This is a genomic window from Streptomyces sp. SD15 (genome assembly GCF_054462255.1).
Map to the genome: position 1 here is coordinate 1 of NZ_JBTLMO010000080.1, position 26,859 is coordinate 26,859.

24 protein-coding genes are annotated in these 26,859 nt (G+C 69.4%); 16 read left to right on the forward strand and 8 right to left on the reverse strand.

Annotation, left to right across the window (positions count from 1 at the left end):
* The 4 genes from ACX28W_RS40750 to ACX28W_RS40765 form a co-directional block, all read left to right on the forward strand.
* Nucleotides 1-485: Hsp70 family protein (locus tag ACX28W_RS40750; protein ID WP_459005169.1), on the forward strand; the 485-nt coding region annotated here is incomplete at its 5' end.
* On the forward strand, nt 482-1,153 hold the full coding sequence (grpE, locus tag ACX28W_RS40755; protein ID WP_459005170.1) for a nucleotide exchange factor GrpE: 672 nt from the start codon (nt 482-484) through the stop codon (nt 1,151-1,153). The genes ACX28W_RS40750 and grpE, both read left to right, overlap by 4 nt.
* A 33-nt stretch (nt 1,154-1,186) precedes the next feature.
* Entirely contained in the window at nt 1,187-2,371 is a 1,185-nt protein-coding gene (gene dnaJ, locus ACX28W_RS40760; protein ID WP_459005171.1) for a molecular chaperone DnaJ, read from the forward strand.
* Between the two features lie 5 nt (nt 2,372-2,376).
* Nucleotides 2,377-2,823 (forward strand): heat shock protein transcriptional repressor HspR, encoded by a 447-nt coding sequence (locus ACX28W_RS40765; RefSeq protein ID WP_459005189.1) that lies wholly within the window; start codon nt 2,377-2,379, stop codon nt 2,821-2,823.
* 64 nt (nt 2,824-2,887) lie between these two features.
* Here the strand turns inward: ACX28W_RS40765 and ACX28W_RS40770 are convergent, their stop codons facing one another.
* From ACX28W_RS40770 to ACX28W_RS40780, 3 genes are all read right to left on the reverse strand, one after another.
* The gene (locus ACX28W_RS40770; protein WP_459005172.1) at nt 2,888-4,597 is read right to left on the reverse strand and encodes a fibronectin type III domain-containing protein; all 1,710 of its coding nucleotides are present in this window, start codon (nt 4,595-4,597) and stop codon (nt 2,888-2,890) included.
* Between the two features lies 1 nt (nt 4,598).
* Nucleotides 4,599-6,644, reverse strand: a complete 2,046-nt coding sequence (locus ACX28W_RS40775) for a fibronectin type III domain-containing protein (RefSeq protein WP_459005173.1) — start codon at nt 6,642-6,644, stop codon at nt 4,599-4,601.
* A gap of 172 nt (nt 6,645-6,816) precedes the next feature.
* Complete coding sequence (locus tag ACX28W_RS40780) at nt 6,817-9,237, reverse strand: fibronectin type III domain-containing protein (protein WP_459005174.1); 2,421 nt, start codon at nt 9,235-9,237, stop codon at nt 6,817-6,819.
* A gap of 275 nt (nt 9,238-9,512) precedes the next feature.
* On the opposite strand from ACX28W_RS40780, the gene ACX28W_RS40785 reads away from it, so the two are divergent.
* On the forward strand, nt 9,513-10,649 hold the full coding sequence (locus ACX28W_RS40785) for a sugar ABC transporter substrate-binding protein (RefSeq protein WP_459005175.1): 1,137 nt from the start codon (nt 9,513-9,515) through the stop codon (nt 10,647-10,649).
* An 89-nt stretch (nt 10,650-10,738) separates the two neighbouring features.
* Nucleotides 10,739-11,236: a hypothetical protein gene (locus ACX28W_RS40790; protein WP_459005176.1), complete on the forward strand. Its 498-nt coding sequence runs from the start codon at nt 10,739-10,741 to the stop codon at nt 11,234-11,236.
* Here the strand turns inward: ACX28W_RS40790 and ACX28W_RS40795 are convergent.
* Nucleotides 11,214-11,987: a Scr1 family TA system antitoxin-like transcriptional regulator gene (locus ACX28W_RS40795; protein WP_459005177.1), complete on the reverse strand. Its 774-nt coding sequence runs from the start codon at nt 11,985-11,987 to the stop codon at nt 11,214-11,216. The genes ACX28W_RS40790 and ACX28W_RS40795 overlap by 23 nt on opposite strands.
* Before the next feature lie 31 nt (nt 11,988-12,018).
* Here ACX28W_RS40795 and ACX28W_RS40800 point away from each other — a divergent pair, with 31 nt between their 5' ends.
* From ACX28W_RS40800 to ACX28W_RS40810, 3 genes are all read left to right on the forward strand, one after another.
* Complete coding sequence (locus ACX28W_RS40800; RefSeq protein WP_459005178.1) at nt 12,019-12,330, forward strand: ATP-binding protein; 312 nt, start codon at nt 12,019-12,021, stop codon at nt 12,328-12,330.
* 136 nt (nt 12,331-12,466) lie between these two features.
* Nucleotides 12,467-13,081 (forward strand): Uma2 family endonuclease, encoded by a 615-nt coding sequence (locus ACX28W_RS40805; protein ID WP_459005179.1) that lies wholly within the window; start codon nt 12,467-12,469, stop codon nt 13,079-13,081.
* Between the two features lie 448 nt (nt 13,082-13,529).
* Nucleotides 13,530-14,570, forward strand: coding sequence for a helix-turn-helix transcriptional regulator (locus ACX28W_RS40810; RefSeq protein WP_459005190.1), 1,041 nt, complete (start codon nt 13,530-13,532; stop codon nt 14,568-14,570).
* On the opposite strand, the gene ACX28W_RS40815 is transcribed toward ACX28W_RS40810, so the two are convergent.
* Together ACX28W_RS40815 and ACX28W_RS40820 are read right to left on the reverse strand one after the other, a co-directional pair.
* Nucleotides 14,527-15,522, reverse strand: a complete 996-nt coding sequence (locus ACX28W_RS40815) for a LuxR C-terminal-related transcriptional regulator (protein WP_459005180.1) — start codon at nt 15,520-15,522, stop codon at nt 14,527-14,529. The two genes, ACX28W_RS40810 and ACX28W_RS40815, sit on opposite strands and share 44 nt — an antisense overlap.
* A 23-nt stretch (nt 15,523-15,545) precedes the next feature.
* On the reverse strand, nt 15,546-16,556 hold the full coding sequence (locus ACX28W_RS40820; protein WP_459005181.1) for a helix-turn-helix transcriptional regulator: 1,011 nt from the start codon (nt 16,554-16,556) through the stop codon (nt 15,546-15,548).
* 309 nt (nt 16,557-16,865) lie between these two features.
* On the opposite strand from ACX28W_RS40820, the gene ACX28W_RS40825 reads away from it, so the two are divergent.
* Complete coding sequence (locus ACX28W_RS40825; protein WP_459005182.1) at nt 16,866-17,201, forward strand: hypothetical protein; 336 nt, start codon at nt 16,866-16,868, stop codon at nt 17,199-17,201.
* A 142-nt stretch (nt 17,202-17,343) separates the two neighbouring features.
* On the opposite strand, the gene ACX28W_RS40830 is transcribed toward ACX28W_RS40825, so the two are convergent.
* Nucleotides 17,344-17,763: a pyridoxamine 5'-phosphate oxidase family protein gene (locus ACX28W_RS40830; RefSeq protein WP_459005183.1), complete on the reverse strand. Its 420-nt coding sequence runs from the start codon at nt 17,761-17,763 to the stop codon at nt 17,344-17,346.
* Between the two features lie 165 nt (nt 17,764-17,928).
* Between ACX28W_RS40830 and clpB the strand changes: the two genes are divergently transcribed.
* Together clpB and ACX28W_RS40840 are read left to right on the forward strand one after the other, a co-directional pair.
* The gene (gene clpB, locus ACX28W_RS40835) at nt 17,929-20,550 is read left to right on the forward strand and encodes an ATP-dependent chaperone ClpB (protein ID WP_459005191.1); all 2,622 of its coding nucleotides are present in this window, start codon (nt 17,929-17,931) and stop codon (nt 20,548-20,550) included.
* Nucleotides 20,551-20,784: 234 nt separating this feature from the next.
* Nucleotides 20,785-21,318 (forward strand): YbjN domain-containing protein, encoded by a 534-nt coding sequence (locus tag ACX28W_RS40840; protein ID WP_362069173.1) that lies wholly within the window; start codon nt 20,785-20,787, stop codon nt 21,316-21,318.
* Between the two features lie 159 nt (nt 21,319-21,477).
* Here ACX28W_RS40840 and ACX28W_RS40845 read toward each other — a convergent pair whose 3' ends face one another.
* Nucleotides 21,478-22,668 (reverse strand): pyridoxal phosphate-dependent aminotransferase, encoded by a 1,191-nt coding sequence (locus ACX28W_RS40845; RefSeq protein WP_459005184.1) that lies wholly within the window; start codon nt 22,666-22,668, stop codon nt 21,478-21,480.
* A gap of 128 nt (nt 22,669-22,796) precedes the next feature.
* Between ACX28W_RS40845 and ACX28W_RS40850 the strand changes: the two genes are divergently transcribed.
* The 4 genes from ACX28W_RS40850 (at nt 22,797) to ACX28W_RS40865 (ending at nt 26,773) form a co-directional block, all read left to right on the forward strand.
* Complete coding sequence (locus ACX28W_RS40850; RefSeq protein ID WP_459005185.1) at nt 22,797-23,084, forward strand: hypothetical protein; 288 nt, start codon at nt 22,797-22,799, stop codon at nt 23,082-23,084.
* A gap of 448 nt (nt 23,085-23,532) precedes the next feature.
* Nucleotides 23,533-24,075 (forward strand): DUF2617 family protein, encoded by a 543-nt coding sequence (locus ACX28W_RS40855; protein WP_459005186.1) that lies wholly within the window; start codon nt 23,533-23,535, stop codon nt 24,073-24,075.
* 154 nt (nt 24,076-24,229) lie between these two features.
* Nucleotides 24,230-25,882, forward strand: a complete 1,653-nt coding sequence (locus ACX28W_RS40860; protein WP_459005187.1) for a polyamine aminopropyltransferase — start codon at nt 24,230-24,232, stop codon at nt 25,880-25,882.
* Between the two features lie 78 nt (nt 25,883-25,960).
* Complete coding sequence (locus ACX28W_RS40865) at nt 25,961-26,773, forward strand: SRPBCC domain-containing protein (protein ID WP_459005188.1); 813 nt, start codon at nt 25,961-25,963, stop codon at nt 26,771-26,773.
* Nucleotides 26,774-26,859: the final 86 nt, after the last annotated feature.

Below are 26,859 nucleotides of genomic sequence, written 5' to 3' on the forward strand. Positions count from 1 at the left end.
TGCACGTCACGGCCAAGGACCTCGGCACCGGCAAGGAGCAGAAGATGACCGTCACCGGCGGCTCCTCGCTGCCGAAGGACGAGGTCGACCGGATGCGCCAGGAGGCCGAGAAGTACGCGGAGGAGGACCACGCCCGCCGCGAGGCCGCCGAGACCCGCAACCAGGGCGAGCAGCTCGTCTACCAGACGGAGAAGTTCCTCAAGGACAACGAGGACAAGGTCCCCGGCGACGTCAAGACCGAGGTCGAGGCGTCCGTCGAGGAGCTGAAGGCCGCGCTCAAGGGCGAGGACACCGCGGAGATCCGCACGGCCACCGAGAAGGTCGCCGCCGTCTCGCAGAAGCTGGGCCAGGCCATGTACGCCGACGCCCAGGCCGCGCAGGGTGCCGCGGGTGCCGAGGCCCCCGGTGCCGAGCAGGCCAAGGCTGACGACGACGTCGTCGACGCCGAGATCGTCGACGAGGACCGTAAGGATGGTGCCGCGTGACGGAGGAGACCCCGGGTTTCGACGAGAAGCCTGACGTCCCCTCCGGCGCCACCCCTGAAGACGCCGAGCCGAAGGCCGCTCCCTCCGCATCGGAGGGGGCGGCCCCGGCCGGGGACGCGGCAGCAGCCGACGCCCAGACGGTTGGCCTGACGGCCCAGCTGGACCAGGTACGCATGGCGCTCGGTGAGCGCACGGCGGACCTCCAGCGGCTCCAGGCCGAGTACCAGAACTACCGCCGCCGGGTCGAGCGCGACCGGATCGCGGTCAAGGAGATCGCCATCGCGAACCTCCTGACCGAGCTCCTGCCCGTGCTCGACGACATCGGCCGCGCACGGGAACACGGCGAACTGGTCGGCGGCTTCAAGTCGGTGGCCGAGTCGCTGGAGGTCGTCGCGTCGAAGATGGGGCTTCAGCAGTTCGGCAAGGAGGGCGAGCCCTTCGACCCGACGATCCACGAGGCCCTGATGCACTCGTACGCGCCGGACGTCACCGAGACGATGTGCGTGGCGATTCTGCAGCCCGGGTATCGGATCGGCGAGCGCACCATCCGCCCCGCGCGGGTGGCCGTGGCCGAGCCCCAGCCCGGGGCGCAGCCGCTCAAGGCCGACGAGGCGGAGTCCGCCGCCTCCGCCGATGACAAGGAGAGCGGTGGCCCGGACGAGGGCTGATGTTGAACGCATGAGGGAGGAGGGACGTCGAGGATGAGCACCAAGGACTTCATCGAGAAGGACTTCTACAAGGTCCTCGGCGTCCCCAAGGACGCCACCGAGGCCGAGATCAAGAAGGCGTACCGGAAGCTCGCCCGCGAGTTCCACCCGGACGCCAACAAGGGCAACACCAAGGCCGAGGAGCGCTTCAAGGAGATCTCCGAGGCGAACGACGTCCTCGGTGACCCCAAGAAGCGCAAGGAGTACGACGAGGCCCGCGCCCTCTTCGGCAACGGCGGCTTCCGTCCGGGTCCCGGCGCGGGCGGCGGCTCCTTCAACTTCGACCTGGGCGACCTCTTCGGAGGCGGCGCCCACGGCCAGCAGGGCGGGGCCGGCGGCTTCGGCGGCGGTATCGGTGACGTCTTCGGCGGTCTGTTCAACCGCGGTGGCGCGGGCCCCGGCACCCGGGTTCAGCCCCGGCGCGGCCAGGACATCGACACCGAGGTCACGCTGAGCTTCACGGAGGCGGTGGACGGCGCGACCGTCCCGCTCCGGATGACCTCACAGGCGCCCTGCAAGGCCTGCTCCGGCACCGGCGACGCGAACGGCACACCGCGTGTGTGCCCGACGTGCGTCGGCACGGGTCAGGTCGCCCGGGGCTCCGGCGGTGGTTTCTCCCTCACCGACCCCTGCCCGGACTGCAAGGGCCGCGGTCTCATCGCGGAGAACCCGTGCGAGATCTGCCAGGGCAGCGGCCGCGCCAAGTCCTCGCGCACGATGCAGGTCCGCATCCCGGCGGGGGTGAGCGACAGCCAGCGGATTCGCCTCCGAGGCAAGGGCGCACCCGGCGAGCGGGGCGGCCCGGCAGGCGACTTGTACGTCACCGTCCACGTCGACTCCCACCCGGTCTTCGGCCGCAAGGGCGACAATCTCACCGTCACCGTGCCCGTCACCTTCACGGAGGCGGCGCTCGGCGGCGAGGTCCGCGTCCCGACCCTGGGCGGCCCACCGGTCACCCTGAAGCTGCCCCCGGGCACGCCCAACGGTCGTACGATGCGGGCCCGTGGCAAGGGAGCGGTCCGCAAGGACGGCACACGGGGCGACCTGCTGGTCACCGTCGAGGTCGCCGTCCCCCAGGACGTGTCGGGCAAGGCTCGTGACGCCCTGGAGGCGTATCGCGAGGCGACCGCGGATGAGGATCCGCGGGCGGAGCTGTTCCAGGCCGCGAAGGGAGCATGAGTGAGATGGACGGCCGTCGTCGGAACCCCTATGAACTGACCGAGGAAACCCCGGTCTACGTCATCTCGGTGGCGGCCCAGCTCTCCGGCCTGCACCCGCAGACCCTGCGCCAGTACGACCGGCTGGGCCTCGTCTCCCCCGACCGCACCGCCGGCCGGGGCCGACGCTACTCCGCCCGCGACATCGAACTGCTGCGCAACGTCCAGCAGTTGTCGCAGGACGAGGGCATCAACCTGGCCGGCATCAAGCGCATCATCGAGCTGGAGAACCAGGTCGCCGCACTCCAGTCCCGCGTCGCGGAGCTGGAATCGGCCCTGGACGGCGCGGCGGCCACGATGCAGCAGCGCGAGGCCGCGGTGCATGCCTCGTACCGCCGCGACCTGGTCCCGTACCAGGAGGTACAGCAGACGAGTGCGCTGGTGGTCTGGCGGCCGAAGAGGCCGTCGGACTAGCTACCGCATAGCGAAAGGGGCCGGGAGATGATCCATCTCCCGGCCCCTTTCGGCGTCCTTCAGGTCACTGCGCCGGTGCGGTGACCGTCCAGTCGCCCGCAGGCAGGGACTCGGTGCCGTCCGCGGCCACGGCCGTCACCCAGTAGTAGGACGTGGTGCCGCGCTCGGCTCCGGTGTCGAAGTACTCGCGGACACCGCTGCCGAGTTCGGCGATCTTCTCGTACGTGGCGGTGGCGGGGTTCCACCGGTGGACGCGGTAGCCGCCCGCGGCCTCCGGCGCGGACTCGCCGAGCCCCGACCACGTCACCTGGTTCCCCTCGTCGCCCTCCTCGGGGCTCACGGTGACGTACAGCGGCGAGCCCTCGGGCGTCGGCACGCTCGGCGTCATGTCGAGCTCGGTCGCGGCCACGGCCTCCGCCGTCCGGGTCCACTTGAAGGAGGAGTTCCCGGAGGTGTCGATGGCGTCGACGAAGAAGCAGACGAGGTCGCCGTCCGGGAGGGTGGTGTACGAGTACGAGGTGGTGTCGGCCGGCAGATACTCCGTCAGCGATCCGGCACAGACCTGCTCGTCGCCCTCGTCGCCCCAGAGCTCACCCCGGTAGACGGTGTACTTCCCGAGGTCGGCGGCCGGATTCTTGTCCCAGTCCAGCTCGAAGCCGTACTCGGTCGGGGTGACCGTCAGCCCGGTGACGGCGGGCGGCGGGGTGAGGTCCTCGCGCTCGCCGGCGGTGGCGACGGAACGCGCGGACTCGTTGCCCGCCGCGTCGAGAACGGTCACGCGGTAGGAGTAGGTGACGCTCTCGACGGCCGAGGTGTCCAGGTAGGAGACCCGATCCGTACTGCCCACCTGGGTGTACGTACCGTTCTCGCTCGCCGCCCGGTAGACGCGGTAGGACACCCCTCCCGTGACCGCGTTCCAGTCGAGCTGCAGCCCGGTACGCATGGAGGTGGCGATCAACCCGGCGGGCGCGGCCGGTGCCGTCCGGTCGACGGTGGTCACGCCCTGATCGGCGCTGCCGGCCGACTCGTTGCCCGCCTTGTCGATCGCGCGGACCTCGTAGTAGTACAGGTCGCCGGTCGCGGGAGTGGCGTCGGTGTACGAGGTGGAGGTGGTCGTCGCCAGCGGCTGGCTGCCGTAGGCGGCGCCCTGGAGGCGGCGGTAGACGCGGTAGCCGGAGAGGTCCATCTCCTTGTTCTTCGCCCAGGTCAGCTTGGCCTTGCCCGTCGCCTTGTCGTACGTCACCGAAGTGCCCGTCGGGGCGAGGGGCTTGACCTTGTCGACGGTCGCGGTGGTGCGGGGGGCGTAGGCGAAGGAGACGTTCGCCCTGCCGGTCCAGTTGACGTAGTCGACGCGGAGGGTGTGCTTGCCGGAGGGGATGGTGAGGTTGACGGTCTTCTTGACCGTCGCCGACACGTTCTTCCAGAGGTCGATCTTGCGGGTGCCGTCGAGGTAGACGCGTATGCCGTCCTGAGTGGCCACGGGGAGGGCGAAGGGTCCGCCGGAGCCGAAGTCGCGGGTGACGGTCCAGCGGACGCCGAAGTTGTTGGACGGCAGCCCGGAGGCGGGGGCGCCCGTGCCCCAGTTCTCGCTGATGGTGGAGTCGCAGGCCGTCTTCTTCGGCGTACCGGAGAAGGTGGTGTTCGCGAAGATCTGGCGCTTGTAGACGGGCGAGGCGCAGGTGGTCGTAGCGGCGGAGGCCGGTGCGGCGGTCGCGGTGAGCAGACAGCCCGCAGTGGCCAGGACGATCGCGGAGGGGAGGAGCGAGGTCTTCAACTCAGGCTCCGCTCGGCAGGGTCACGGTGTAGTCGATGTTCGTGAAGGTCTCCGTGCCGTCGGCCGCGACGACGGAGGCGACAAAGTGGTTGGTGGTGCCGGTGGGTGCGGTGAGGTCCGTGTAGTAGTTGGTGGTCGTCGCCAGGGGTACGTCGTTCAGCCGGACGTACGTGCTGGTCTGGCGGTCCCACCGGTACACGTTGATGCCGAGGGCGTCGGCGGCGACGCCTTCGCAGTCGAGGTCCAGCACCGAGTTGCCCGCGTCGTTGTCGAAGGCGTAGAGGTCGCAGACCGACGTGTCCTCGGGGACGACCGTCGGGGTGAGGTCGAGCTCGGTGACGGCGACCTTGGAGAGTTCTTGGCTCCATGGGGCGACGTCCGGGTCGTTCGAGTCTGCGTAGATGCGGGAGTTGCCGTAGATGTCGTAGGCGACGACAACGTAGTTGGTGACCTCGCCGTCCGCCCGCTCGGGGCCGACGACGTACTCGGAGGTGCCGGCGTCCACGACGTCGATGTACTCGGGGGTTTGCCACCAGTTCGTCTGCTCGTAGACCTCGTACTTGGCCAGGTCCGCGGCTGTGCTGTCGTCCCAGTCCAGCTTGACGCCGTACTCCAGGGGCTCTGCGGTCAGGCCGGTCACGTTCGGCGGCGGGATCTCGTCGCCGGGCCGGGTGACGGTCAGCTCCTTGGAGGCGGTGGACCAGAGGCCGGCGGTGTTCTTGCGGACCATCACGTAGTGGTACGTGCGGCCCTGGTCGCCGTCGTAGTCGGTGCAGCTACGGATGGTGTTGCCGGCCTCGTCGGTACGGACCTTGCGGCTGCGGCAGTCGACGGGGTACACACCGGAGATGCTCACCGGGGAGGTCTCCGAGCGGTACACCTCGTAGTCGGCGGTGTCGCCGCCCGCGGGCTCCGTCCAGGTGAAGACCGCGCCCCAACTGGGCGTGGTCGCGACCACGTTCGAGGGCGGGGTGATGGTCCGCGCGGTGCGGACGACGGCGGAGGCGCCGGCGTTCCCGGCCGCGTCGACGGCGCTGACCTTGTAGTCGTACGCCTTGCCGTAGGACGCCGTGGTGTCGGTGTACGCGGTGGCCGTGGTCTCGGCGAGCTCGGTGTACGAGGTCGCGGTGTCCCGCTTGCGGAAGATCCGGTAGGTGACCGCGTCCGCCGAGGCCGTCCAGGAGAGGTTGTTGGACGCCTCCACGCCGGTGGCGGTGAGGACCGGAGCGGTGGGCGCGGTGTCGTCGTACGTGGTGACCGGCCCCTGGTCGGAGCCGCCGGCCGACTCGTTGCCCGCCTTGTCGTAGGCGCGGACCTCGTAGTAGAAGGTCTGGCCGGTGGTCGGCGGGGCGTCCGTGTACGTGCGCTTGGTGGTCGTGGCCACCTTCGTCCAGGTGCTGGTGCCCTTCACCCGCCGGTAGACCCGGTAGCCGGCGAGGTCCATCTCCTTGTTCGCGGACCAAGTGAGCTCGACGAGGGGGCGGTTCTCCGCATCCGTGAACTCGTCGAACCAGGCGCCCGTCGGGGCGAGCGGCTTGACCTTGTCGACGGTCGCGGTGGTGCGGGGGGTGTAGGCGAAGGAGACGTTCGCCCTGCCGGTCCAGTTGACGTAGTCGACGCGGAGGGTGTGCTTGCCGGAGGGAATGGTCAGGTTGACGGTCTTCTTGACCGTCGCCGACACGTTCTTCCAGAGGTCGACCTTGCGCACCCCGTCGAGGTAGACGCGTATGCCGTCCTGCGTGGCCACGGGGAGCGAGAACGGGCCGCCGGAGCCGAAGTCCCTCGTGACGGTCCAGCGGACGCCGAAGTTGTCCTTCGGGAGGCCGGTGGCGGGGGCTGCGGTGCCCCAGTTCTCGCTGATGGTGGAGTCGCAGGCCGTCTTCTTCGGTGTGCCGGAGAAGGTGGTGTTCGCGAAGATCTGCCGTTTGTAGACGGGCGAGGCGCAGGTGGTGGCCGCGGCTGCGGGGCCCGCGGCGAGGAGGCCGCCCGCGGTGGCGAGCACGAGGGCGATGGAGACCGCGGCCGTCGTGCGTCTGGCTGGGTACATGCGTTCCTTCAGTCCTGATCGTCAACGATCGTCAACGTCGTCAACGGGAGGTAAAGCCGTCGACGATCAGGACTCGTGGAAGGAGCGCATGGTTGTACGGAAGTGGTGCAGGAGTGCGGTGAGTTCTTCGGGAGTGTTGGTGAGGTTGATCTGTGCGCGACGGCGCAGGGCCTCAGAGCCAGGAGTCCCAGATGCCGTATGCCACGGTCCGGCCGACCAGCTCGGTTCCCGACGTCTCGGTGTACACCGTGCGGTAGTAGTACAGGCCGAGTCGGTCCTCATGGACGGTGGAGTCCATGAAGAAGCTCGCCTCGCCGACCTTGCCCGTGGTGAGCGTGACGTAGGAGTTCGTGGCGGGGTCCCAGCGCTCCAGGCGGTAGTCGGTCAGCAGGGAGCAGTCGCCCAGGCCGGCGCTCTCGGAGCAGCCGACGTACAGCTCCGGGTACTGGTCCTCCCGGATGTCGGTGCCGGTCCAGCCGGGCGGCCGGGTGTCGGGCAGGGTGACGGAGACCTCGGCGGTCTGGAAGAAGTCGATGTCCTCGTCCGAGTACTGGGCGTCCGTGGCCGCCACCCGGTAGACGTGCGTGCCGCCGTCGGGGAGCGTCGGGCAGAGGAGTTCGGTGGCGGACAGCGAGGTGCCCTGCCAGCAGTTCTTCGTCCAGACGGTCTCGCCGGTGTCCGGGTCGGTGGTGCTCTGCCAGACGTAGTAGCCCTGGACGTCGTCGTCGGCCGGCGGGTTCCAGGTGAGGCGGACGCCGAGCGGGATGATCTCGGCCGTCAGGTCGACCACCGGAGCGGGGCGTCGGGTGTCCCGGGTGGTCGCGGTCACCGGTGCGCTGGGCTGGGAGGAGTGCCCGTAGCGGTCGACCACGACGACGCGGTACTCGTACGTGGTCTCGGAGGCACCTGAGCCCTCCAGACAGTGCGACAGAACGAGCTGGGCCTCCGTGGTGTAGGCCGGGTCGTGGGCGTTCAGGGAGTTCCACGTGGAGCTCGTGGGCGGTTGCAGGGGGCCGTCGCCGCCGAACGGCGGCGAGCACTGTTCCAGGGTCGTGCTCTCGCCGGTCGCGGGGTCCGTACGGACGATCCTGTAGGTGGGGAGGTGGTCCTTGTCGGCGGCCCAGGGGTCGGTGCTGCGCCACGACAGATTCACCCCGTTTCCCGTCACCGACCCGGTGATGAGCTGGTACGGCGCGATGGCCTCGGACCGCTCCGCCATGGCCAGGGTGACCTCGGCGGGGGCGGAGGCCTTGCCCTTGGCGTCCACCGCGCGGATCGCGTACCTGTACTCGTCCGCCAGGGCCAGCTTCTGCCGCGGCACCACATCGGTCGCCGTGGTGGTGGCGGTGCCGTCGAGGGCGTCCACGTACCCGCCCGTGGCGGGGTTGTACTGGAGCACCTGGTACGTGACCGCGTCCGCGACCGGCGTCCACTTCAGATGCGGGACGCCGGACTCGTAGTCGACGTGGGCGTCGGCGGGGGCCGCCGGCGGGATCGTGTCGAAGAGGGTGAACGTCGTGGCGGCGGAGTACGCGGACCAGTTGCCGGCCGCGTCCCGCGCCCGTCCCCGGTAGGTGGCCTTGGAGCCGTCGGCGGCCTGCCCGGCGTCGCAGAACGGGCCCTTCGTGCCCTCGTGGACGGTGATCCAGTCGCCGGTGACCGCGTCCTTCCGCTGAGCCTGGTACAGGGTGATGTCGGCCGCGTTCGCGGCGGTCGTGACGAGTTCCGGACCCGCGAGCTTCTCGTCGGTCGCGCAGATGTCCAGCTCGAGGAACGGCGCGGCGGGCGGGGTCCGGTCGACGGTGCTCACGCCCTGGTCGGCGGTGCCGGTGGACTCGTTGCCGGCCTTGTCGTACGCGCGGACCTCGTAGTAATAGGTCCGGCCGGTGGCGGGCGGGGTGTCGGTGTACGAGGTCGCCGTCGCGGCGGTCAGCCTCGTCCAGTCGCTGCTCCCCTTGAGGCGGCGGTAGACGCGGTAACCCGCGAGGTCCATCTCCTTGTTCTTCGACCAGGTCAGCTTCGTCTTGAGGGTGGTCCGGTCGTACGTCACCGACGCACCCGTCGGCGCCAGCGGCCTGACCCTGTCGACGGTCGCCGAAGTGCGGGGCGTGTAGCCGAACTTGACGTTGGCGGCGCCGGTCCAGTTGGCGTAGTCGACGCGGAGGGTGTGCTTGCCGGAGGGGACGGTCAGGTTGAGCGTCTTGGAGACGGTCGACGAGACGTTCTTCCACAGGTTGATCTTGCGGACGCCGTCGACGTAGACGCGGATGCCGTCGCGGGAGGAGGCGTTGAGGGCGAAGGGTCCGCCGGAGCCGAAGTCCCTCGTCACGGTCCAGCGGACGCCGAAGTTGTCCTTCGGGAGGCCGGTGGCGGGGGCTGCGGTGCCCCAGTTCTCGCTGATGGTGGAGTCGCAGGCCGTTTTCTTCGGTGTGCCGGAGAAGGTGGTGTTTGCGAAGATCTGGCGTTTGTAGACGGGTGAGGCACAGGTGGTGGCCGCCGAGGCCGGTGCGGCGGTCACGGTGAGCAGGCCGCCCGCGGTGGCGATCACCACGGTTGTGGCAAGTGCAGCTCCGCCGCGTCGAATTGGTCTCATGCTTTCCCTACCCGGTGCTGTGGTGGACTCGGCCGCCTTCAAGACTCCTGGCCGGGGGCAGGGGTTGTATGTCTCTGAGGAGCTGGTGACAGAAGTGAATCAGAGTGGTTCTGTGGAAGTGGAGGCGCACCCTCTTCCCATCGTGTTCACTTGGGGAACACAGCATGCTGTTGCCATCTCGTTAAGTGGTTACTCCTTGACGCTGAGCTCATGGCCGCGTTGGCTTTCAGCCACCTGGGTCGCAAAGCTGCTACCTCGCCCGGAAGGCACCTGATGTGAACACTCGTAACACCCGTCACACCCGGCTTCGTCGTACCGCCATAGCCCTGGCCTCCTCCGTGACGGCCGTCTCCCTCACCGCCTGCGGTGTCGTGGACGGGCTCAGCGGCAGTGACACCAAGGCGAGCCCGACGAAGGGCGACGACATCAAGGTGGGCCTTCTCCTCCCGGAGAAGGCGAACAGCCGTTACGAGAAGTTCGACTACCCGATCATCAAGGAGCAGGTCGCCGAGCTCACCAACAACAAGGGCCAGGTCGTCTACGCCAACGCCGAGCAGAGCGCGAGCAAGCAACTCACCCAGCTCCAGCAGATGGTGGACGACAAGGTCGACGTGCTCCTGGTGGACGCGGTGGACTCCAAGTCCATCGCGACCGGGGTGCAGAAGGCCAAGGACGCGGGCATTCCCGTCATCGCGTACGACCGCCTGGCGCAGGGCCCGATCGACGCGTACATCTCCTTCGACAACGAACTCGTCGGCGCGGTGCAGGGCAAGGCCCTCCTCGAGGCGCTCGGTCCCGACGCCTCCTCGAAGAAGATCGTCATGATGAACGGCGCGGTCACCGACCCGAACGCGGCGCAGTTCAAGGCCGGCGCCCTGACCGAGCTCGCGGACAAGGTCGACATCGCCAAGAAGTACGACACCAAGGACTGGGACCCGGTCAACGCCAAGGCCAACATGGAGAAGGCCATCGCGGCCATCGGCCTCGACAACGTCGCCGGCGTCTACTCCGCCAACGACGGCCTCGCGGGCGCCGTCATCGACGTCATGAAGACCATGGGCGTCAGCACGGTCCCGCCGGTCACCGGCCAGGACGCCGAACTCGACGCGGTGCAGCGCATCGTCCGGGGCGAGCAGTACATGAGCGTCTACAAGTCGTACCCGCAGGAGGCCACCGCCGCCGCCGAGATGGCCGTGGCGAAGGTCCAGGGCCGCTCGATCGAGTTCGACGCGCTCACCCGCGACAAGGTCGACAGCCCCACGACCAAGAAGATCCCGTCCCAGCTCGTCCCGGTGGTCGCCCTCACCAAGGCGAACATCCAAGAGACGGTCATCCAGGACAGCATCTACACCGTCAAGCAGATCTGCACGGCCGACTACAAGGCCGCCTGCGCGGAGCTCGGCCTCAAGTAGCGGGCTGATTCAGAGGGTTCACGTGTGAACCATCGTGTGGCTGTGGGTGTCTCAGGAGACGACCGTCTGTCGTACCGCCGGAGGCACCCATGTCCATGATCGGCCTGTTCTGGATCACCAAGGAGAGCGTGTACGTGGGCGCCGAGCCCGAAGGGAACGGGCGCGGCGTCCGGCTCACTCCGGACGGGCTGGAGGCGCTGGGCACGGACCAGAAGGGCTTCTGGGCCTGGACGGACATACGCGAGGTCACGGTGCACTACGCCACGGTGCGGTCGAGTACCCAGTGGCTGGTGAACAGCACGATGGACACGGTCCTCGATGTGGCGACGGGCGGCGGGAACGCCCCCGCCGCCTTCGAGATCCACGTCCGCACCGACGAGGAGAAGGCCGAGCTGACCGTGTACGCCGCCCCTGTCGGGGGCTATGTGCAGTCCGAGTACGAGCTGTCGCTGACCCTGCTGGACCGGTTCGTGGACGGCACGGTGGACGTGGCGCGGCTGTTGGAGTGGGGCAGCGTCGAGGGCGACGGCGTGACGCCCTGGCGTGTGGCCCGCGAGGCGCTGCTCAGGAGCTGGGCCGTGACGTGAGATGCCGCAGGAGTGCGGCGAGGCGGTCCGGGGTGGTGGTGAGTACGGTGCGGGGGTCTTCGCTCTCGCGGAGGCGGATCGTTCCGTCGGCGGCGGCGACGTTGACACACTCGCCCTGCGGACCGCCGCTGAACGTCGACTTCTGCCAGTCGAGTTCGGACATCGTGGCTTCCCCCTGAAGCGTGTAGAGAAGGTGCTGGATCAGAGCCAGCGAGTCCTTCACCGAGTGTGCTTCCGGGGCCGACGATACGTCGACGGGGGCAAGGGCGTACTCGGCGAGACGCTCGAACATCCCACCGTGCTGCCGTAGTTGTGTCCGCTCGCTCAAGTACCGGGAACCGGTGGGCTGTTCGAGTACAACGGTGCTGAGTTGTGCGACGCTCGGGATGATGTGGACGAAGTTTCCGCTCAGGGCGGCGTGCGCCTGCGCGCTGAACGGGTAGATCTGGACCGTCACGTGGGGCAGGCGGGCCAGTTCGATGAGCCGCAGCATCTGCTCCCGCATCATCTGGGGGCTGCCGAATCGCATGTGCAGGGCCGCTTCGTGGATCACGGCGTGCACGGCGGGCGGGTTCTCGCGGGTGAGGATGCGCTGTCGCGCCATGCGGAACTTCAGGGCCTCCTCGATGTTCTCGAAACCCGGTTTGGGACTGTTGAAGATGGCCTGGGTGAACGCGGGGGTCTGGAAGAGTCCTGGAACGAAGAGTGACGCCACCGTTCCCAAGGTCTGCCGGGACTTCGTACGCGGCATTCTGCTCACCCTCGGCCGCGAGCCCCTCGCCATGCCCGCGACCCTCTGCACCTCGGAACTGGTCACGAACGTCCACCTCCACACCAAGGGCACGGCCATGCTCCGCGTGCAGCTCACGCCGGCCCGCCTGCGGGTGAGCGTCTACGACGAGAGCCACGACCCACCGGTCACTTCGGAGGCGGAGGTGGCCGCCTGCTGGGGGCGCGGCCTCGCCCTCGTCGAGGAGGTCGCGGACGCGTGGGGCGTGGCGGGGGAGCGGGCGGGGCGGTTTGCGAAAGGCGTGTGGTTCGAGTGGGGGGAGCCCGTCGGAGACGGATCGTTCCGGCCTCACCGGATCGGGTGATCCGGAGCTCTTTCCCCTGGTCGGCCCCATCGCCGTACCTACCGTGATCGCGTTGCTTGTGCCCCATGGACGTCAAGCCCACACTTGAGGAGGTGATGCCGTCATGACCGCTCTTGCGCACGAGAGGCCCGAGACCATGTCTGATACCAGGACCGATTCCGAGAACGAATCCGACTTCGACGAGGTCCTGTGGCAGGCATGGAAGGCCATGGAACTCCCCGAGGGCTACCGCGCTGAGATCATCGAGGGAGCCATCGAGGTGTCGCCCACCGCTCGCCGTTCGCACATGCAGGTCACCAATCGTGTGCGGAGGGCCCTGGACAGGTTTCTCGACGGCGGGGAGTACGCCTCCTACCAGGACGGGAACGTCATCCACCAGCGCAAGGCTTGGATTCCGGACGTCTTCGTCGCCTTGGAGGACACGGAAGCGTGCCGTGACGAGGAGGACTTGGGGGTCAGGGCCGACGCCGCGCACCTCATCATCGAAGTCGTCTCCCCCGGGAAGCGGAACCAGGACCGGGACCGGGTGAGGAAGCGCGGGGAATACGCCCGCGCGGGAATCCCGATCTACGTCATCATCGATGACTATGACGCTCAGGGCTCGGTCACCCTGTGCACCGGTCCGCGCCCGGACAAGGCCGACTGGGAAGACATCCACCGCGTCTACTACGGCACCGACGTCACCATCCCCGAAGGCCCCGCCAAGGGTTTCGTGATCGGGGAAGCGATCACCGGGCCGAAGCGGAGTTAGCGACCTGACCTCACCCGGCCGCTCAGGGCGCTGTGTCGCCCTGGGGTGGCGACTCCACGATGCACCGGGCGCTCTCGGTGGCGCCGCCATCATGTTGCTGCAGGGCGCCGCGCGGAGGTGCGGATATTTGTGGAGGGATACGGACGATAGGGGGCGTGCGTAGGGCGAAGCAGTGTTGCGATGGCGGTCGGGGCCGCGCATAGTTGCGCTGCGGAAGGCGCGTAGGCGTCGCACTGCGGAGAGTGTTGGGGCCGGGTGGCGTCGTGCCACGGACGGTGCTGGTGCCGCGTGGCGTCGTGCCGCGGAGGGTGCCGGCGTCGTCGGGCATCGCGCCACGGAGGGTGCTGGAGACGTGGGGCATCGCACCGTGGAAGCGGAGGGTGCTGGAGTCATGGGGCGTCGCGCCGTGGACGGTGCTGGAGCCGGAGGTTGGAGCCAGGGGTGGGAGATGGCCGGGCACGGGACGGACAGGCATCCGCACGGCGCTGACCGACTGTGCGAGGCCGGCGACCGGGTGTACTCCCGGGCCGTGCGGCGCGGCCGGGTGCCGCGCACGGACGCGGAAGCGGTGCCCTGCCTGGTCGAGTTGGCGCTGCTGCACCCCGACCCCGACGACATGGCGTGGCTGGTGCCCACCTCGCCGCAGGAGGTCATGACGCGGCTGCTGCGGGGGGTGTACGAGGAGGTCAGCGCCAGCCAGGCACGGGTGGGCGAGGCGGTGGCGGCGTTCGAGTGGTACGCCGGGCTCGGCGGGCGCGTCCAGGCGCCGACGGAGGGTGTGGCGATCCGTGTCCTCGACGGGCTGCCGCGGATCCGGGCCGCGATGGACGAGGCGACCGAGGCGTGCACGACCGAGGTGCTGACCGTGCAGCCCGGCGGCATCCGCCGCGAGGACGAACTGTCGGAGGGGCTGCACCGGGCGCTGGAGATGCGCCGGCGCGGGGTGCGGATGCGCGACCTCTACACGCATGTGGCCCGGCACGGCCAGGGCCTGCACAACTACATGGAGCTGATGGGCGACGCGGCCGAGGCGCGCACCCTCGACGAGGTCGTGGAGCGGCTCATCCTCTTCGACCGCAAGGTGGCGTTCATCCCGGCGAACTCCGACCGCACGATCGCACTGGAGCTACGGCATCCGGCGCTGGTCGACTACTTGGTGACGGTCTTCGAGCGGCTGTGGCGGCTGGCGCTCCCGCTCGCCGCCCCGCTCCCGGAGACCGGCATCGACGGGATCACCCACCGCGAGCGGTCGATCGCCGCGCTGCTCGCCGAGGGCCACCAGGACGCGGTGGTCGCGGAGCGGCTGGGGATCAGCGTCCGTACCTGCCGGGCGCACATCGCCCGCCTCTCGGAAACCCTGGGCGCGGCGAGCCGCACACAGCTGGGCGTCCGCATCGCCCAGGTGGGCCTGGACGGCCCGCCCCGCTCTCCGGACCTCCTGCCTTTCAGCTCTCCTCGTCCAGGTCCAGAATTCCCGACCGGCCGATGAGATAGCCGAGTTGGGCACGGCTTTCGCTGCCGAGGGTGGCGGCGAGTTTGGCGATGTGGACGCGGGCGGTGCGGACGTTCATGCCGAGGCGCTCGGCGATGGTGGTGTCGGTGTGGCCTTCTATGAGGAGGCCGGCGATGGCGCGTTGGCGGGGGGTGATGCCGTTCAGGGATGGGCGTTGGACGGCTTCGGGGTACATGGGGGTGGCCAGGCGCCAGAAGCGGTCGAAGGTGTCGACGAAGTAGTCGACGAGGGCGGGGTGGCGGACTTCCAGGGCGAGGGAGCCGTCCTGGTTGGCGGGAATGAAGGCGATGGTGGAGTCCACGACGATGAGCCGGTCAGTGACCTCGTCGAGTGAACGGGCCTCGGCGTCGCCTCTCAACTGCTCGTAGCGGGCGAGGACGGACGGGGCGTGGCGGAGCGTGTGCTGGTAGAGGGTGCGGATGCGGCCGCCGCGGCTCAGCAGATCCTGGTCGCGGCTCAGGGAGCGAGCCTGCGCCACCGCGCTGCGCCGACCGGTGTGGCCGGTGTGGGGCTGGATGCACAGGAGCTCCCGGGCCGCTTCGGCCATGGCCTCGGTGATGGCCTGGTTGATCCGGTCCGAACCGCTGAGGACCCTGAGCATCGGGGTGTCCGACGCGGAGGTCGTATGCCGGCCGTCGATGCGCATGAGGGGCTCGAACACGGCGGCCAGCCGGGCCTCGCGCCGCCGTTCGTCGGCGATGCGGTCCTCGATGCTGCGCAGCAGCCGGTGGAGTGAGACGGCCGGGGCCGTGGGCTCCAGCCACTCCAGGTCCTCGATGCTCGGGTGGAGCAGGCCGAGGTCGATCAGGCAGGGGACGTCCCTGGCCTCATGGGTGGGTAGGCCGCCGTTGCGCAGGGCCCGTTCGTACAGGCCGCGGCCTGCCTCGCAGATCTCGTCCGCTCCGTGGCTGTGTGCCTCGGCTGTCACGCGTGGGTGCCCCCCTCTGTCGTTCAGCGATCCTGGTCCAGGATTCCCGACTGCGCGATGAGGAAGCCGAGTTGTGCCCTGCTGCCGCTGCCGAGAGCGGTGGCCAGCTTGGCTATGTGGGCGCGGCAGGTGCGCACGTTCATGCCGAGACGGCGGGCGATGGCCTCGTCGACGTGTCCTTCCACCAGGAGTTTGGCGATGGAGTGCTGGATGTCTGTGATGCCGTCGGGGGCGGTTTCGTACGGAGCTCCGGTGATCAGCGGGACCGCCCGGCCCCACATGAACTCGAAGACTTTGATGAGGTAGCGGACGAGGCCCGGGTGACGAAGTTCCAGGGCGACCTGGCGGTCATCGCGAATAGGGATGAAGGCGACGGTCTCGTCGCAGATGATGAGCCGCTCGACGAGTTCGTCGATGGTTCGGTACTCCACCTTGCCGTTGGAGAGCTGGTCCACATAGGCCAGCTTCTCGGGGCTGTACCGGGCCGTGTGCTGATAGAGGGTCCGGATCCTCACGCCACGTTCGATCAACGGCCTGTCGCGCTCCAGCCCCTGAATGAGGTTGCGCTCCGGGCGGTGGCCGCTGGGCTGGACCGTGAGCATCTCGGTCCGGCACTGGGACGTGGCCAGATCGAGTGCCGCGTTGATCCGGTCGAGACCCTCCAGCACCGTGATCGAGTGAGTGGTGGCCGTCGCCTGAGCACTGAGGGCCATGAACGGCTCGAAAGCATCGGCGAGTTCGATGGATAGCCGTCGGTGTTCGGTGATCTCGCGTTCTATGGGGTTGAGCCGCTCGGCCAGGGCGACCGACGGGGGCACCGGGCGCAGCCAGTTCGCGTCGTCGGGATCGGGATGAAGCAGAGCGAACTCCATCAAGCAGGGAGCTGTCTCCACGTCCGCGCGGGCAATACGTCCTGTGCGCAAAGCGTTCGCGTAAAGTCGGCCACCCTCCTCACACAGCGCAGTCACGGCATGGGGATGCGTCCCTTTTGTTCTGTTCGTTATCAAATCTCCACCCCCCAGGGTCCTGAACATGCAGGAACATGATGCATCGATTGTGTGGCCATGACGTGCCCGAATGAGCCATCGTCGTATCCGACGGGGGAAGACGGGACCTTCAAGTGAGGACGAAGCCGACTATGCGTAAGAAAATGCTTCGCTCGGCGCTTGTCGCCGCTTTCTCCGCCGTTGTGGTTTTCGGGGCGCTGGGTGACCTCTCCGGTGGGAAGGGTGACGCCAGGGCGGACAGTGTCTGGTCGTTGACGCGTGCGTCCGCTGCTGCCGACGGTGACGACTCTGTGGTGACGGCGCCCGTCGGAACAGACGACAGCGTGTGGAGTTGATATGACGACTCCCCCCGACGACCGCTCCTTCCGCCGGGAAATGGCCACCGCGTACCGCTCCGGCTGGCACTTCATCGACCTGGCGACCGCCATTCCCCACAGTGGCGACTCGCTGATGGTGACCGTGTTCGGCGAGCCGGTCGTGGTCACCCGGGACGAGGACGAGGACGTACGGGCGTATCGATGCCTGCGGCGGCCGCGCGGTGCGCCGCAGCCCGTGCGGTGTGCCATTCGGTACGGAATGATCTTTGTGAACCTCGACCAGCGTGACCACCAGCTGGCCGAGCCGGAAGCCCCGGACGTACGAACCATCTCTGCCACCCCCCGCAGTGCCTGACGCGATTCCCCCGTCGTAGTAAATCGCGCAGGTACTTCCCCCCCGCAGCGGCGTCACCGTGACCTGAACACGGTGACGCCGCTGCAGTTTTGGGCGAAACATCCTGGTGTCCCCCCTTTGCCGGTGTCAGCCGCTGCCGCTGTCAGCCGCGCCCCATCGCCGAGGTCAGCTCGATCTCGATCACCACCCGGGAGGGGTTCGGCGAGGGCACCCTCCCGTACCGCTCCGCGTACCGCCGCTCCGCCTCCGCGATGCGCGTGGGCTCGACGGACACCGTCGCCCGCCCCTCCAGCGTCGCCCAGCGGCGGCCGTCGACCTGGCATACGGCTACCCGCTCCCCGCGCTCCGACGCCGCGGCCGCCAGTACATGGCCCACCTTCGCGCTCGACTTGTTGGTGATCACCCGAGCCAGACCCGCCTCCGGGTCGTATGTAACCCCGACGGGGACGACGTGCGGGCTGCCGTCCGGCCGAAGCGTCGTCAGTGTGCACAGGTGACGCTCCCGCCAGAAGCTGAGATACGAGGGGTCGGGATCGCGCGGATCCACGGGATATGCGGCCATGGTCAGGAAATGTAGCCCGGGTGGCCCTCGGGCGTGCGGGAAGGCGGTCCAACCCGGCCGCATCATGCCCTCCACGCATGCCCTTGAGTGGAATAGACTCAACTTTGTGTACGTTGGTTGAGTCAGGGAAATCAGCAGGGACCGCACAAGGAGGAGTACGGACACGTGGACGCCGAGCTGACCAACAGGAGCCGGGACGCGATCAACGCGGCCACCCAGCGGGCCGTGTCCGCGGGGCACCCGGATCTGACCCCGGCACATCTGCTTCTCGCGCTGCTCGCGGGGCGAGGCCGACAAACAAACGAGAACATCATCGACTTGCTGGCCGCCGTGGGCGTCGACCAGGCCTCCGTACGCTCCGCGACGGAGCGTGTCCTCGCGGGCCTGCCCAGCGTGACCGGGTCCACGGTCGCGCCCCCACAGCCCAACCGCGAGCTGCTCGCCGTGATCGCCGAGGCGGCCGAGAAGGCCAAGGAGCTCGGGGACGACTACCTCTCCACCGAGCACCTGCTCATCGGTATCGCCGCGAAGGGCGGCCAGAGCGGCGACGTACTCTCCCAGCAGGGGGCGAACGCCAAGAAGCTCCTCGACGCGTTTCAGAACAGCAGGGGAGGGCGCCGGGTGACCACCCCGGATCCCGAGGGCCAGTACAAGGCGCTCGAAAAGTTCGGTACCGACTTCACCGCCGCCGCGCGGGACGGCAAGCTCGACCCCGTCATCGGGCGGGACCACGAAATCCGCCGGGTCGTACAGGTCCTGTCCCGGCGCACCAAGAACAACCCCGTCCTCATCGGCGAACCCGGCGTCGGCAAGACCGCCGTCGTCGAGGGGCTCGCCCAGCGGATCGTGAAGGGCGACGTGCCCGAGTCCCTCAAGGGCAAGCGGCTGGTCGCGCTCGACCTCGGCGCCATGGTGGCCGGGGCGAAGTACCGGGGCGAGTTCGAGGAGAGGCTGAAGACCGTCCTCGCCGAGATCAAGGACTCCGACGGGCAGATCATCACCTTCATCGACGAGCTGCACACGGTCGTCGGCGCGGGCGCCGGCGGCGACTCCGCCATGGACGCCGGCAACATGCTCAAGCCCATGCTCGCCCGCGGTGAGCTGCGCATGGTCGGTGCCACCACCCTCGACGAGTACCGCGAGCGGATCGAGAAGGACGCGGCCCTGGAGCGCCGCTTCCAGCAGGTGCTCGTCGCCGAGCCCACCGTCGAGAACACCATCGCGATTCTGCGCGGGCTGAAGGGGCGGTACGAGGCGCACCACAAGGTCCGGATCGAGGACAGCGCGCTGGTGGCCGCGGCCACCCTCTCCGACCGCTACATCACCTCCCGTTTCCTCCCCGACAAAGCGATCGACCTCGTCGACGAGGCGGCCTCCCGCCGCCGTATGGAGATCGACTCGTCCCCCGTCGAGATCGACGAACTCCAGCGCACCGTCGACCGGTTGAAGATGGAGGAGCTCGCACTCAGCAAGGAGACCGACGCCGCGAGCAAGGAGCGTCTGGAGAAGCTGCGCCGTGACCTCGCCGACAAGGAGGAGGAGCTGCGCGGGCTCAACGCCCGCTGGGAGAAGGAGAGGCAGTCCCTCAACCGTGTCGGTGACCTGAAGGAGAAGATCGACGAGCTGCGCGGCCGGGCCGAACGCATCAGGGACGAAGGTGACCTGGATGCCGCCTCCGAGCTGTTGTACGGCGAAATCCCCGCTCTGGAAAAGGACTTGGAGGAAGCCTCCGAGGCTGAGGAGGAGGCCGCCAAGGACACCATGGTGAAGGAGAAGGTCGGCCCCGACGACATCGCGGACGTGGTCGGCGCCTGGACCGGCATCCCGGCCGGGCGGCTCCTGGAGGGCGAGACCCAGAAACTCCTGCGCATGGAGGAGGAGCTGGGCCGTCGCCTCATCGGCCAGACGGTGGCCGTGCAGGCCGTGTCGGACGCCGTACGGCGCACCCGCGCCGGCATCGCCGACCCGGACCGGCCCACCGGATCCTTCCTCTTCCTCGGACCCACCGGCGTCGGCAAGACCGAACTCGCCAAGGCGCTCGCCGACTTCCTCTTCGACGACGAGCGGGCGATGGTCCGCATCGACATGTCGGAGTACGGCGAGAAGCACAGCGTCGCACGGCTCGTGGGCGCCCCGCCCGGGTACATCGGCTACGAGGAGGGCGGCCAGCTCACGGAGGCGGTACGGCGTCGCCCGTACAGCGTGATCCTGCTCGACGAGGTCGAGAAGGCGCACCCGGAGGTCTTCGACATCCTGCTCCAGGTGCTGGACGACGGCCGTCTGACGGACGGCCAGGGCCGGACGGTCGACTTCCGCAACACCATCCTGATCCTCACCTCCAACCTGGGCAGCCAATTCTTGAGTGGGCACAGCCTGACGGAGCCACTGGCCTCCGAGGAGGAGAAGAAGCAGCAGGTGCTGGAGGTGGTCAGGGCCTCCTTCAAGCCGGAGTTCCTCAACCGGCTCGACGACCTGGTGGTCTTCTCCGCCCTGAACAAGGAGGAGCTGGAGCGCATCGCCAGGCTTCAGATCAACGGGCTCACCAAGCGGCTCGCCCAGCGCCGGATCGCCCTCGAGATCACCGACGCGGCCCTGGCCTGGCTCGCGAACGAGGGCTACGACCCGGCGTACGGCGCCCGGCCGCTGCGCCGCCTCGTCCAGACCGCGATCGGCGACCGGCTCGCCAAGGAGATCCTGGCGGGCGAGGTCAAGGACGGCGACACGGTGCGGGTGGATGCCTTCGGCGACGGTCTGATCGTGGGCCCGGCCACGGGCAAGACGCTGTAGTCGGATGTGAGCGGAGGTGAGCGGTCTTCCGCGCACCTTCACCTTCCCCCGCGCCTGCGGCGAGAGTCCCGGAACGCCCGAGTTCCGGGACTCTCCGCGCTGATTTCGGACACCCGAGCGCGGCGCACGGGTGGAGTCTGTTGCCGCTCGGGGGGAAAGCGAGAGAGGGTGGGGTGCGTACGTCTGGTCTCAGCGATGGCCGGACGAGCCAGACGAGCGCAGGAGTGTTCAAGTATGTCCATCGACCCGTCCTCGATCCCGAACTTCGGGGGCCAGCCCGAGCCGCAGCCCGGCGGACCGGCGGGCCCTGTCGTCCCGGATCAGGACCTTGTGAAGCAGCTCCTGGATCAGATGGAGCTCAAGTACGTCGTCGACGACGAGGGTGACCTCGCGGCGCCGTGGGAGCAGTTCCGTACGTACTTCATGTTCCGTGGTGAGGGCGACCAGCAGGTCTTCTCCGTGCGTACGTTCTACGACCGGCCGCACCAGATCGACGAGAAGCCGACCCTGCTGGAGTCCATCGACGACTGGAACCGCCGCACGCTGTGGCCCAAGGTCTACAGCCACACGCACGACGACGGCACCGTCCGCCTGATCGGCGAGGCGCAGATGCTGATCGGTACCGGCGTCGCGCTGGAGCACTTCGTGTCCTCCACGGTCAGCTGGGTGCGGGCCGCCATCGAGTTCGACAAGTGGCTCGTGGAGCAGCTGGGCCTGGAGCAGGAGATCAACGAGGCGGAAAAGCCCGAGGACGAAGGCGACGAGTAGGAGGTACTGGCCAGTATTCGCCAGTACCGGTCCCGTACTCACCGGGGCGTGTGGGCGATGACCACCGGATACGCCCCGTAGTCGAACGAGAGCCCGGCCAGGGCGCCGACCGCCAGTGCGGCGCGCCACGGCCGGGCTCTTGCCGTCGGCCCCGTACCGCTACCAGGCGCTCTTGAGCCGCTTCACCGCCGCTTCCAGCACCTCGGTCCGCTTGCAGAACGCGAACCGGACGAACGGGGCGCCCGCCTCGCGGTGGTCGTAGAAGACCGCGTTCGGGATGGCGACGACCCCGGCGCGCTCCGGGAGGGCGCGGCAGAAGGCGAAGCCGTCACTCTCGCCGAGCGGCCTGATGTCAGTGGTGACGAAGTACGTGCCCGCGGGCCGGAAGACCTTGAAGCCCGCCTCGGTGAGCCCGGCCGTCAGGACGTCCCGCTTGGCCAGCATGTCCGCGCGGAACGCGTCGAAGTACGTGTCCGGCAGCGCGAGTGCCTCGGCCACGGCGTACTGGAACGGCCCCGAAGCCACGTACGTCAGGAACTGCTTCGCCGACCGTACGGCGGTGACGAGGTCCGGCGCGGCCGTGATCCAGCCGACCTTCCAGCCGGTGAAGGAGAACGTCTTCCCCGCACTGCCGATGGTGACCGTCCGCTCCCGCATGCCGGGGAAGGAGGCCAGCGGTACGTGCTCGGCGTCGTCGAAGACGAGGTGCTCGTACACCTCGTCCGTCACCACGAGCAGGTCCCGCTCGACGGCGAGCTTCGCGATCTCACCGAGTTCCTCGCGGGTCAGGACGGTGCCGGTCGGGTTGTGCGGGGTGTTGATCAGCAGCAGCCGGGTGTTGTCGTTGACCGCGTCGCGCAGCTCGTCGAGGTCGAGCCGGAAGCGTCCCTCGTGGGGGCGCAGTGTGACCGGGACACGGGTGCCGCCCGCCATCGCGATGCAGGCCGCGTACGAGTCGTAGTACGGCTCCAGGGCGATCACCTCGTCGCCGGGCTCGACCAGGGCCAGCAGGGCCGCGGCGATGGCCTCGGTGGCGCCCGCCGTGACCAGGACCTCGCGGTCGGGGTCGTACGACAGCTCGTACCGGTGCTTCTGGTGTGCGGCGATCGCGGTGCGCAGCTCGGGGACGCCCGGCCCCGGCGGGTACTGGTTGCCGCGCCCGTCGCGCAGCGCCCGCACGGCCGCCTCCCGGATCTCCTCGGGCCCGTCCGTGTCGGGGAAGCCCTGGCCGAGGTTGATCGAGCCGGTACTGAGGGCCAGCGCGGACATCTCGGCGAAGATCGTTGTGCCGAACTCGGCGAGTCGGCGATTGAGCAGGGGGCGGCGGGCACTGGAGGTCATGCCGGTCATCCTGCGCCCAAGCTCTGGACTTCCTCAACTCTGCTTTGGCTGATGAGACGGGAGGGCATCCCCCAGTCACGCAAGAAACGAGGCGCCCACGGGGGGCCGCTTCGGGGGAACGAAAGGAGGGTGACGCCATGGGCCTGATCATCGGCATCATCCTGGCGGTCTTCTGCATCGTGCTGGTCGTGGTGTTCATGGCTGCCGACCGCAGCCAGAAGAAGGTCAGCCTCTCGAAGGGGAGCCGCCGCTCGCGCCGCGGTTCCTCGGACCACCCGCACAGCTGGTGGGCCGGCGGGGCGAGCGGGGGCGCGACATCCTGCGGCAGTAGCTCGGGCGGCCTTGACTCGTCGGGTGGGGGCGGCTCGTCCTGCGGAGGCGGGTCGTCCTGCGGGGGCGGGGGCGGATGCGGCGGAGGCAGCTGACACGGGGCAGCTGAGCTTCGCGGGGGAACGCGTCCGGAGCACGCGGGAGTGCCCGCCGGGGAGGGGTCTCGGCGGGCACTTCCGCACTTCGGGGTGTTTCGTTGGTATTTCTGCGGTTTTCGGGGGTGTTTCGGGAGTGTTCGGGGGGCTTTTTGGGGGCATTCCGGGGGCATTTCGCGAGACCGCGCGCGGCGCCTTCGATCGCGCTCCCGGCGTACGCCGTAGTTGAACAGTTGAACTGTGGAGCCCTCGGGGGGATGGAAACCCTACGAAGTTGGGTAAAAACGCTGTGGTGGCGCCACAGTTCATGATTCCCTCTTACACACCAACGCAGCCCTCGGATCGTCCTTCCTGACCGGGCTGACCAGGCTGACCAGGCCGATCCCCCGGTACCGACCGGGTGCGCCGGACCCCCCACCTCCCTTTTGCGTGCTAGCGGAGCCGACCCATGCTCACGACCCTGAACACCGCCTATACCGACACGTGCGCGGCCGACCTCGCCTGGGCCCTCGGGCGTGAGCCGCTCCCCGCGCTCGCGACCCTCGACCTCGAACTCGACGGAGCGAGACTCCAGTTGCGTCTCCTCGGCGCGTCCCACCAGGTCCTCCTGGAGGAGGAACAGGGCAGTTGTTCGGAGACCGTCGCGTGCATCGCCGACAGCAGTACGCCCCTTCCGCTCGGCGTGGCCAAGCGCGTCGGCGACTGGGAGTACGAGTTCGCGGCGCGCATCGAGACGCTCTCGTGCGGTTCCTTCGCGGGCCGCGCCCAGGAGTTGCTGGCCCTGGTCTCCGACCACCCCAACGGCCTGGCCGGCGTCTTCCCCGGCAGCCCCCACGCCTTCACCGCCCTGCTGGCCCAGCGCCACGAGGGGCAGGTCCACTGGCGTACGTGGCACGCGTACCCGCAGGACGGCCAGTTGGTGGCGACGCGGACGAGGGTGGGGGTGCGGATGGACTCCCAGGCGGATCTGGTGAGCGGATCCGGGGTCTGAGGGGCACCACTGAACCCGTCCGGCGTTCGAAAACGAGGGTCGGGACGGCGGTCCCAGGGGACGACCACATCACGCCGCGTGTTACACATCAATACGGCACTTCCACACGTGTGGGTGACGAAGCGTCGCACCCGTGTGACGTAGCGTTCCCAGCGTGATCGAATCGCAGGCGCCTGCTCCCCCCGGCGCGCCGCCGCCCTGGGGCCTCCAGGGCCAGGCGCGGCTGCCCGTCCGCCCGGGCATCGGCCGGTTCCTCGTCCTCGCGAGCGTGTTCGTCTGTGCGGCCTGCGGACTCGTGTACGAACTCGAACTCGTCGCCCTCGCCTCGTACTTGATCGGCGACTCGGTCACCCAGGCCTCCGTCGTCCTGTCCGTGATGGTCTTCGCCATGGGCATCGGCTCCCTCGCCGCGAAACGGCTGCGCCCCCGCGCGGCGGCCGGCTTCGGCGCGGTCGAGGCGGCGCTCGCCCTGATCGGCGGATGCAGCGCGATGGCGCTGTACGCGGTGTTCGCGTGGACCGGCGACTGGGGCGGGGTGTGGGCGGGCGGACCGCGGTACCTGCTGGTCGCCTTCTCGCTCGCCATCGGCCTGCTGATCGGCGCCGAAGTCCCCCTCCTCATGGAACTGATACAGCGCATCCGTCGCCAGGACCCCGGCGGCGCGGTGGCCGACCTCTTCGCGGCGGACTACGTCGGCGCCCTTGCCGGAGGCCTGGCCTTCCCCTTCCTCCTGCTGCCCCTGTTCGGGCAGTTGACGGGTGCGCTGCTCATCGGAACGGTGAACGTGCTGGCCGGCGGAGCACTCGTACTGGGCCTGTTCCGCCAGGACTTGAGCCGGCGCGGAAAGTGGCTCCTGCTGATCGCCAACCTGGTCGTCCTCGCCATCCTGGCCACGGCCGCCGTCCTCGTCGACGACTTCGAACGGGCGGCACGGCACGCCGTGTACGGCAGGGACGTCCGCGTCGCCCTGCAGACCGGGATCCAGGAGGTCGTCCTCACCGGTGGCACGCACGGCCGCCCGCTCGCCCTCTTCCTCGACGGACGGCTGCGGGTCAGCGGCCGCGACGAGAACCGCTACCACGAGGCGCTGGTCCACCCCGCGATGAACGGTCCGCACGCGCGCGTGCTCGTCCTCGGCGGCGGCGACGGACTCGCGGCGCGCGAGGTGCTGCGCCACCCGGGCGTGCGCCGTGTCGACGTCGTCGAAATCGACGCCGGGGTGGTGGAGCTGGCCCGCCGCGACCCCGCCCTGTCGGCACTCAACTCCCACGCCTACGACGACCCCCGCGTGCACGTGTTCACCTCGGACGCCTTCCACTGGCTGCGCGGGGACCCGGCGACGTACGACGTGGTGATCTCGGACCTGCCGGACCCCGGGATCACGGCGAGCACGAAGCTGTACGCGCAGGAGTTCTACGGACTGACGCGCCGCGTCCTGGCCCCCGACGGCCGCCTGACGGTCCACGCGGGCCCGGTCTCCACCCGCCCCCGCATCTTCTGGACGGTCGAGTCGACGCTGCGGGCGGCCGGCCTGCGCACCACCCCCTACCGTGTGGGCGGCCGCGACTCCGGTTTCGCGGCCGGCCCCGACCGCACGGCGGGCGCGTCGAGCGCCCCGCACGACTGGGGTTTCATCGTGGCCTCCACCGCGGCCACGGGTGCGCCGCCCCTGCGTCTCGACCCGCACGGGCCGAGCCTGAGCACGCTCACGCAGGAGTCCCTCGATGCCGACGCCCGCGCCGCGTGGCTCACCCGCGTCCCCGCTCTGCCGCCCTCCACGCTGGTGCATCCGCGGTACGCCGACTGAGGCGGAGGCCGGGGCATGACGGGGGAATCCCGTGATAAACGGGTGCGGTTCCGGTCGGCCTGGGTAGGCTCGGCCGACATGGAGCATGAGGTGTTCGTTCCGGTTGTGGCCGAGCGGCTGCGGGAGGCGCTGGCCGATCCCCTACGGGTGGCCCGGGCGGTTCCCGGATTCCAGCAGGACGCCGGGACGGCGCCCGTCTCCGGGCGCCTGAAAGTCCGCGTCGGCGGCCACACCATCACCTACCGCGGCGCGGTCCGGGTCACCGCCCAGGACGACGGCTCGTACGCCGTCGAGGGCGACGCCACCGAGGCCCGCGGCAGCGGTTCGGTCAAGCTCGCCCTCGCGGTACGGCTCGTCCCCGCGGACGGCGGCACGACGCTCGCCTTCAGCGGCACCGCCACGGCGGACGGCCGCGTGGCGGAACTCCCACCGGATGCGGTGTCCGCGGCCGCGGCGCGCCTGCTGAACCGTTTCGCGGAGAACCTGGCGGGGGCGGCGAAGGCCACGGGGGGTGCCGCTGACGCCGGCCTCGATGGTGGCGGTGACGTCGGAAGTGAGGCGGAGGCGGAGGCCGGGGCCGGGGCCGGGGCCGAGGCTTCGTCCTCCGTCTTCGACGCCGAAGCCCCGCCGCCGTCTCTCGACCCCCCCGCGGATGACGCGGGCCATGCCGACAGGGAGGATGCCATGGCCGAGGCGGCGCATGCGCGGCGGACGATGATCGGCCGCAGTGCGGAGGAGGTCGACCATGCGCCGCCGCGTGGGCGCTACGCCCCGGTGCCGGCGCCGGAGTCTGCGGCGGCCCGTGCCACGCTTCGCTGGGCGGCGCCCGCCGCGGCCGCGGTGCTGGCCTCGGCGATCGTCGTCACCAGGGCCCTGCGCAAGCGACGCTGAGCCGGTTGATCTCGCCCCCGCCGCCCCTACCCTCCCCCAAGCTCTCGGCTTCGCTCGAGCAGGGGGGACCCCCATCATCCCTGGGG

Bases quoted from the DNA above. Each gene is read 5' to 3' on its own strand.
- ACX28W_RS40800 (WP_459005178.1), top strand. From the start codon at position 12,019: ATGCCCGCGACCCTCTGCACCTCGGAACTGGTCACGAACGTCCACCTC.
- ACX28W_RS40790 (WP_459005176.1), top strand. From the start codon at position 10,739: ATGTCCATGATCGGCCTGTTCTGGATCACCAAGGAGAGCGTGTACGTG.
- ACX28W_RS40805 (WP_459005179.1), top strand. From the start codon at position 12,467: ATGTCTGATACCAGGACCGATTCCGAGAACGAATCCGACTTCGACGAG.
- ACX28W_RS40850 (WP_459005185.1), top strand. From the start codon at position 22,797: ATGGGCCTGATCATCGGCATCATCCTGGCGGTCTTCTGCATCGTGCTG.
- ACX28W_RS40855 (WP_459005186.1), top strand. From the start codon at position 23,533: ATGCTCACGACCCTGAACACCGCCTATACCGACACGTGCGCGGCCGAC.
- dnaJ (WP_459005171.1), top strand. From the start codon at position 1,187: ATGAGCACCAAGGACTTCATCGAGAAGGACTTCTACAAGGTCCTCGGC.
- ACX28W_RS40780 (WP_459005174.1), bottom strand. From the start codon at position 9,237: ATGAGACCAATTCGACGCGGCGGAGCTGCACTTGCCACAACCGTGGTG.
- ACX28W_RS40840 (WP_362069173.1), top strand. From the start codon at position 20,785: ATGTCCATCGACCCGTCCTCGATCCCGAACTTCGGGGGCCAGCCCGAG.
- ACX28W_RS40795 (WP_459005177.1), bottom strand. From the start codon at position 11,987: ATGCCGCGTACGAAGTCCCGGCAGACCTTGGGAACGGTGGCGTCACTC.
- ACX28W_RS40820 (WP_459005181.1), bottom strand. From the start codon at position 16,556: ATGTTCAGGACCCTGGGGGGTGGAGATTTGATAACGAACAGAACAAAA.
- ACX28W_RS40845 (WP_459005184.1), bottom strand. From the start codon at position 22,668: ATGACCGGCATGACCTCCAGTGCCCGCCGCCCCCTGCTCAATCGCCGA.
- ACX28W_RS40765 (WP_459005189.1), top strand. From the start codon at position 2,377: ATGGACGGCCGTCGTCGGAACCCCTATGAACTGACCGAGGAAACCCCG.
- ACX28W_RS40825 (WP_459005182.1), top strand. From the start codon at position 16,866: ATGACGACTCCCCCCGACGACCGCTCCTTCCGCCGGGAAATGGCCACC.
- ACX28W_RS40865 (WP_459005188.1), top strand. From the start codon at position 25,961: ATGGAGCATGAGGTGTTCGTTCCGGTTGTGGCCGAGCGGCTGCGGGAG.
- ACX28W_RS40775 (WP_459005173.1), bottom strand. From the start codon at position 6,644: ATGTACCCAGCCAGACGCACGACGGCCGCGGTCTCCATCGCCCTCGTG.
- ACX28W_RS40830 (WP_459005183.1), bottom strand. From the start codon at position 17,763: ATGGCCGCATATCCCGTGGATCCGCGCGATCCCGACCCCTCGTATCTC.
- ACX28W_RS40810 (WP_459005190.1), top strand. From the start codon at position 13,530: ATGGCCGGGCACGGGACGGACAGGCATCCGCACGGCGCTGACCGACTG.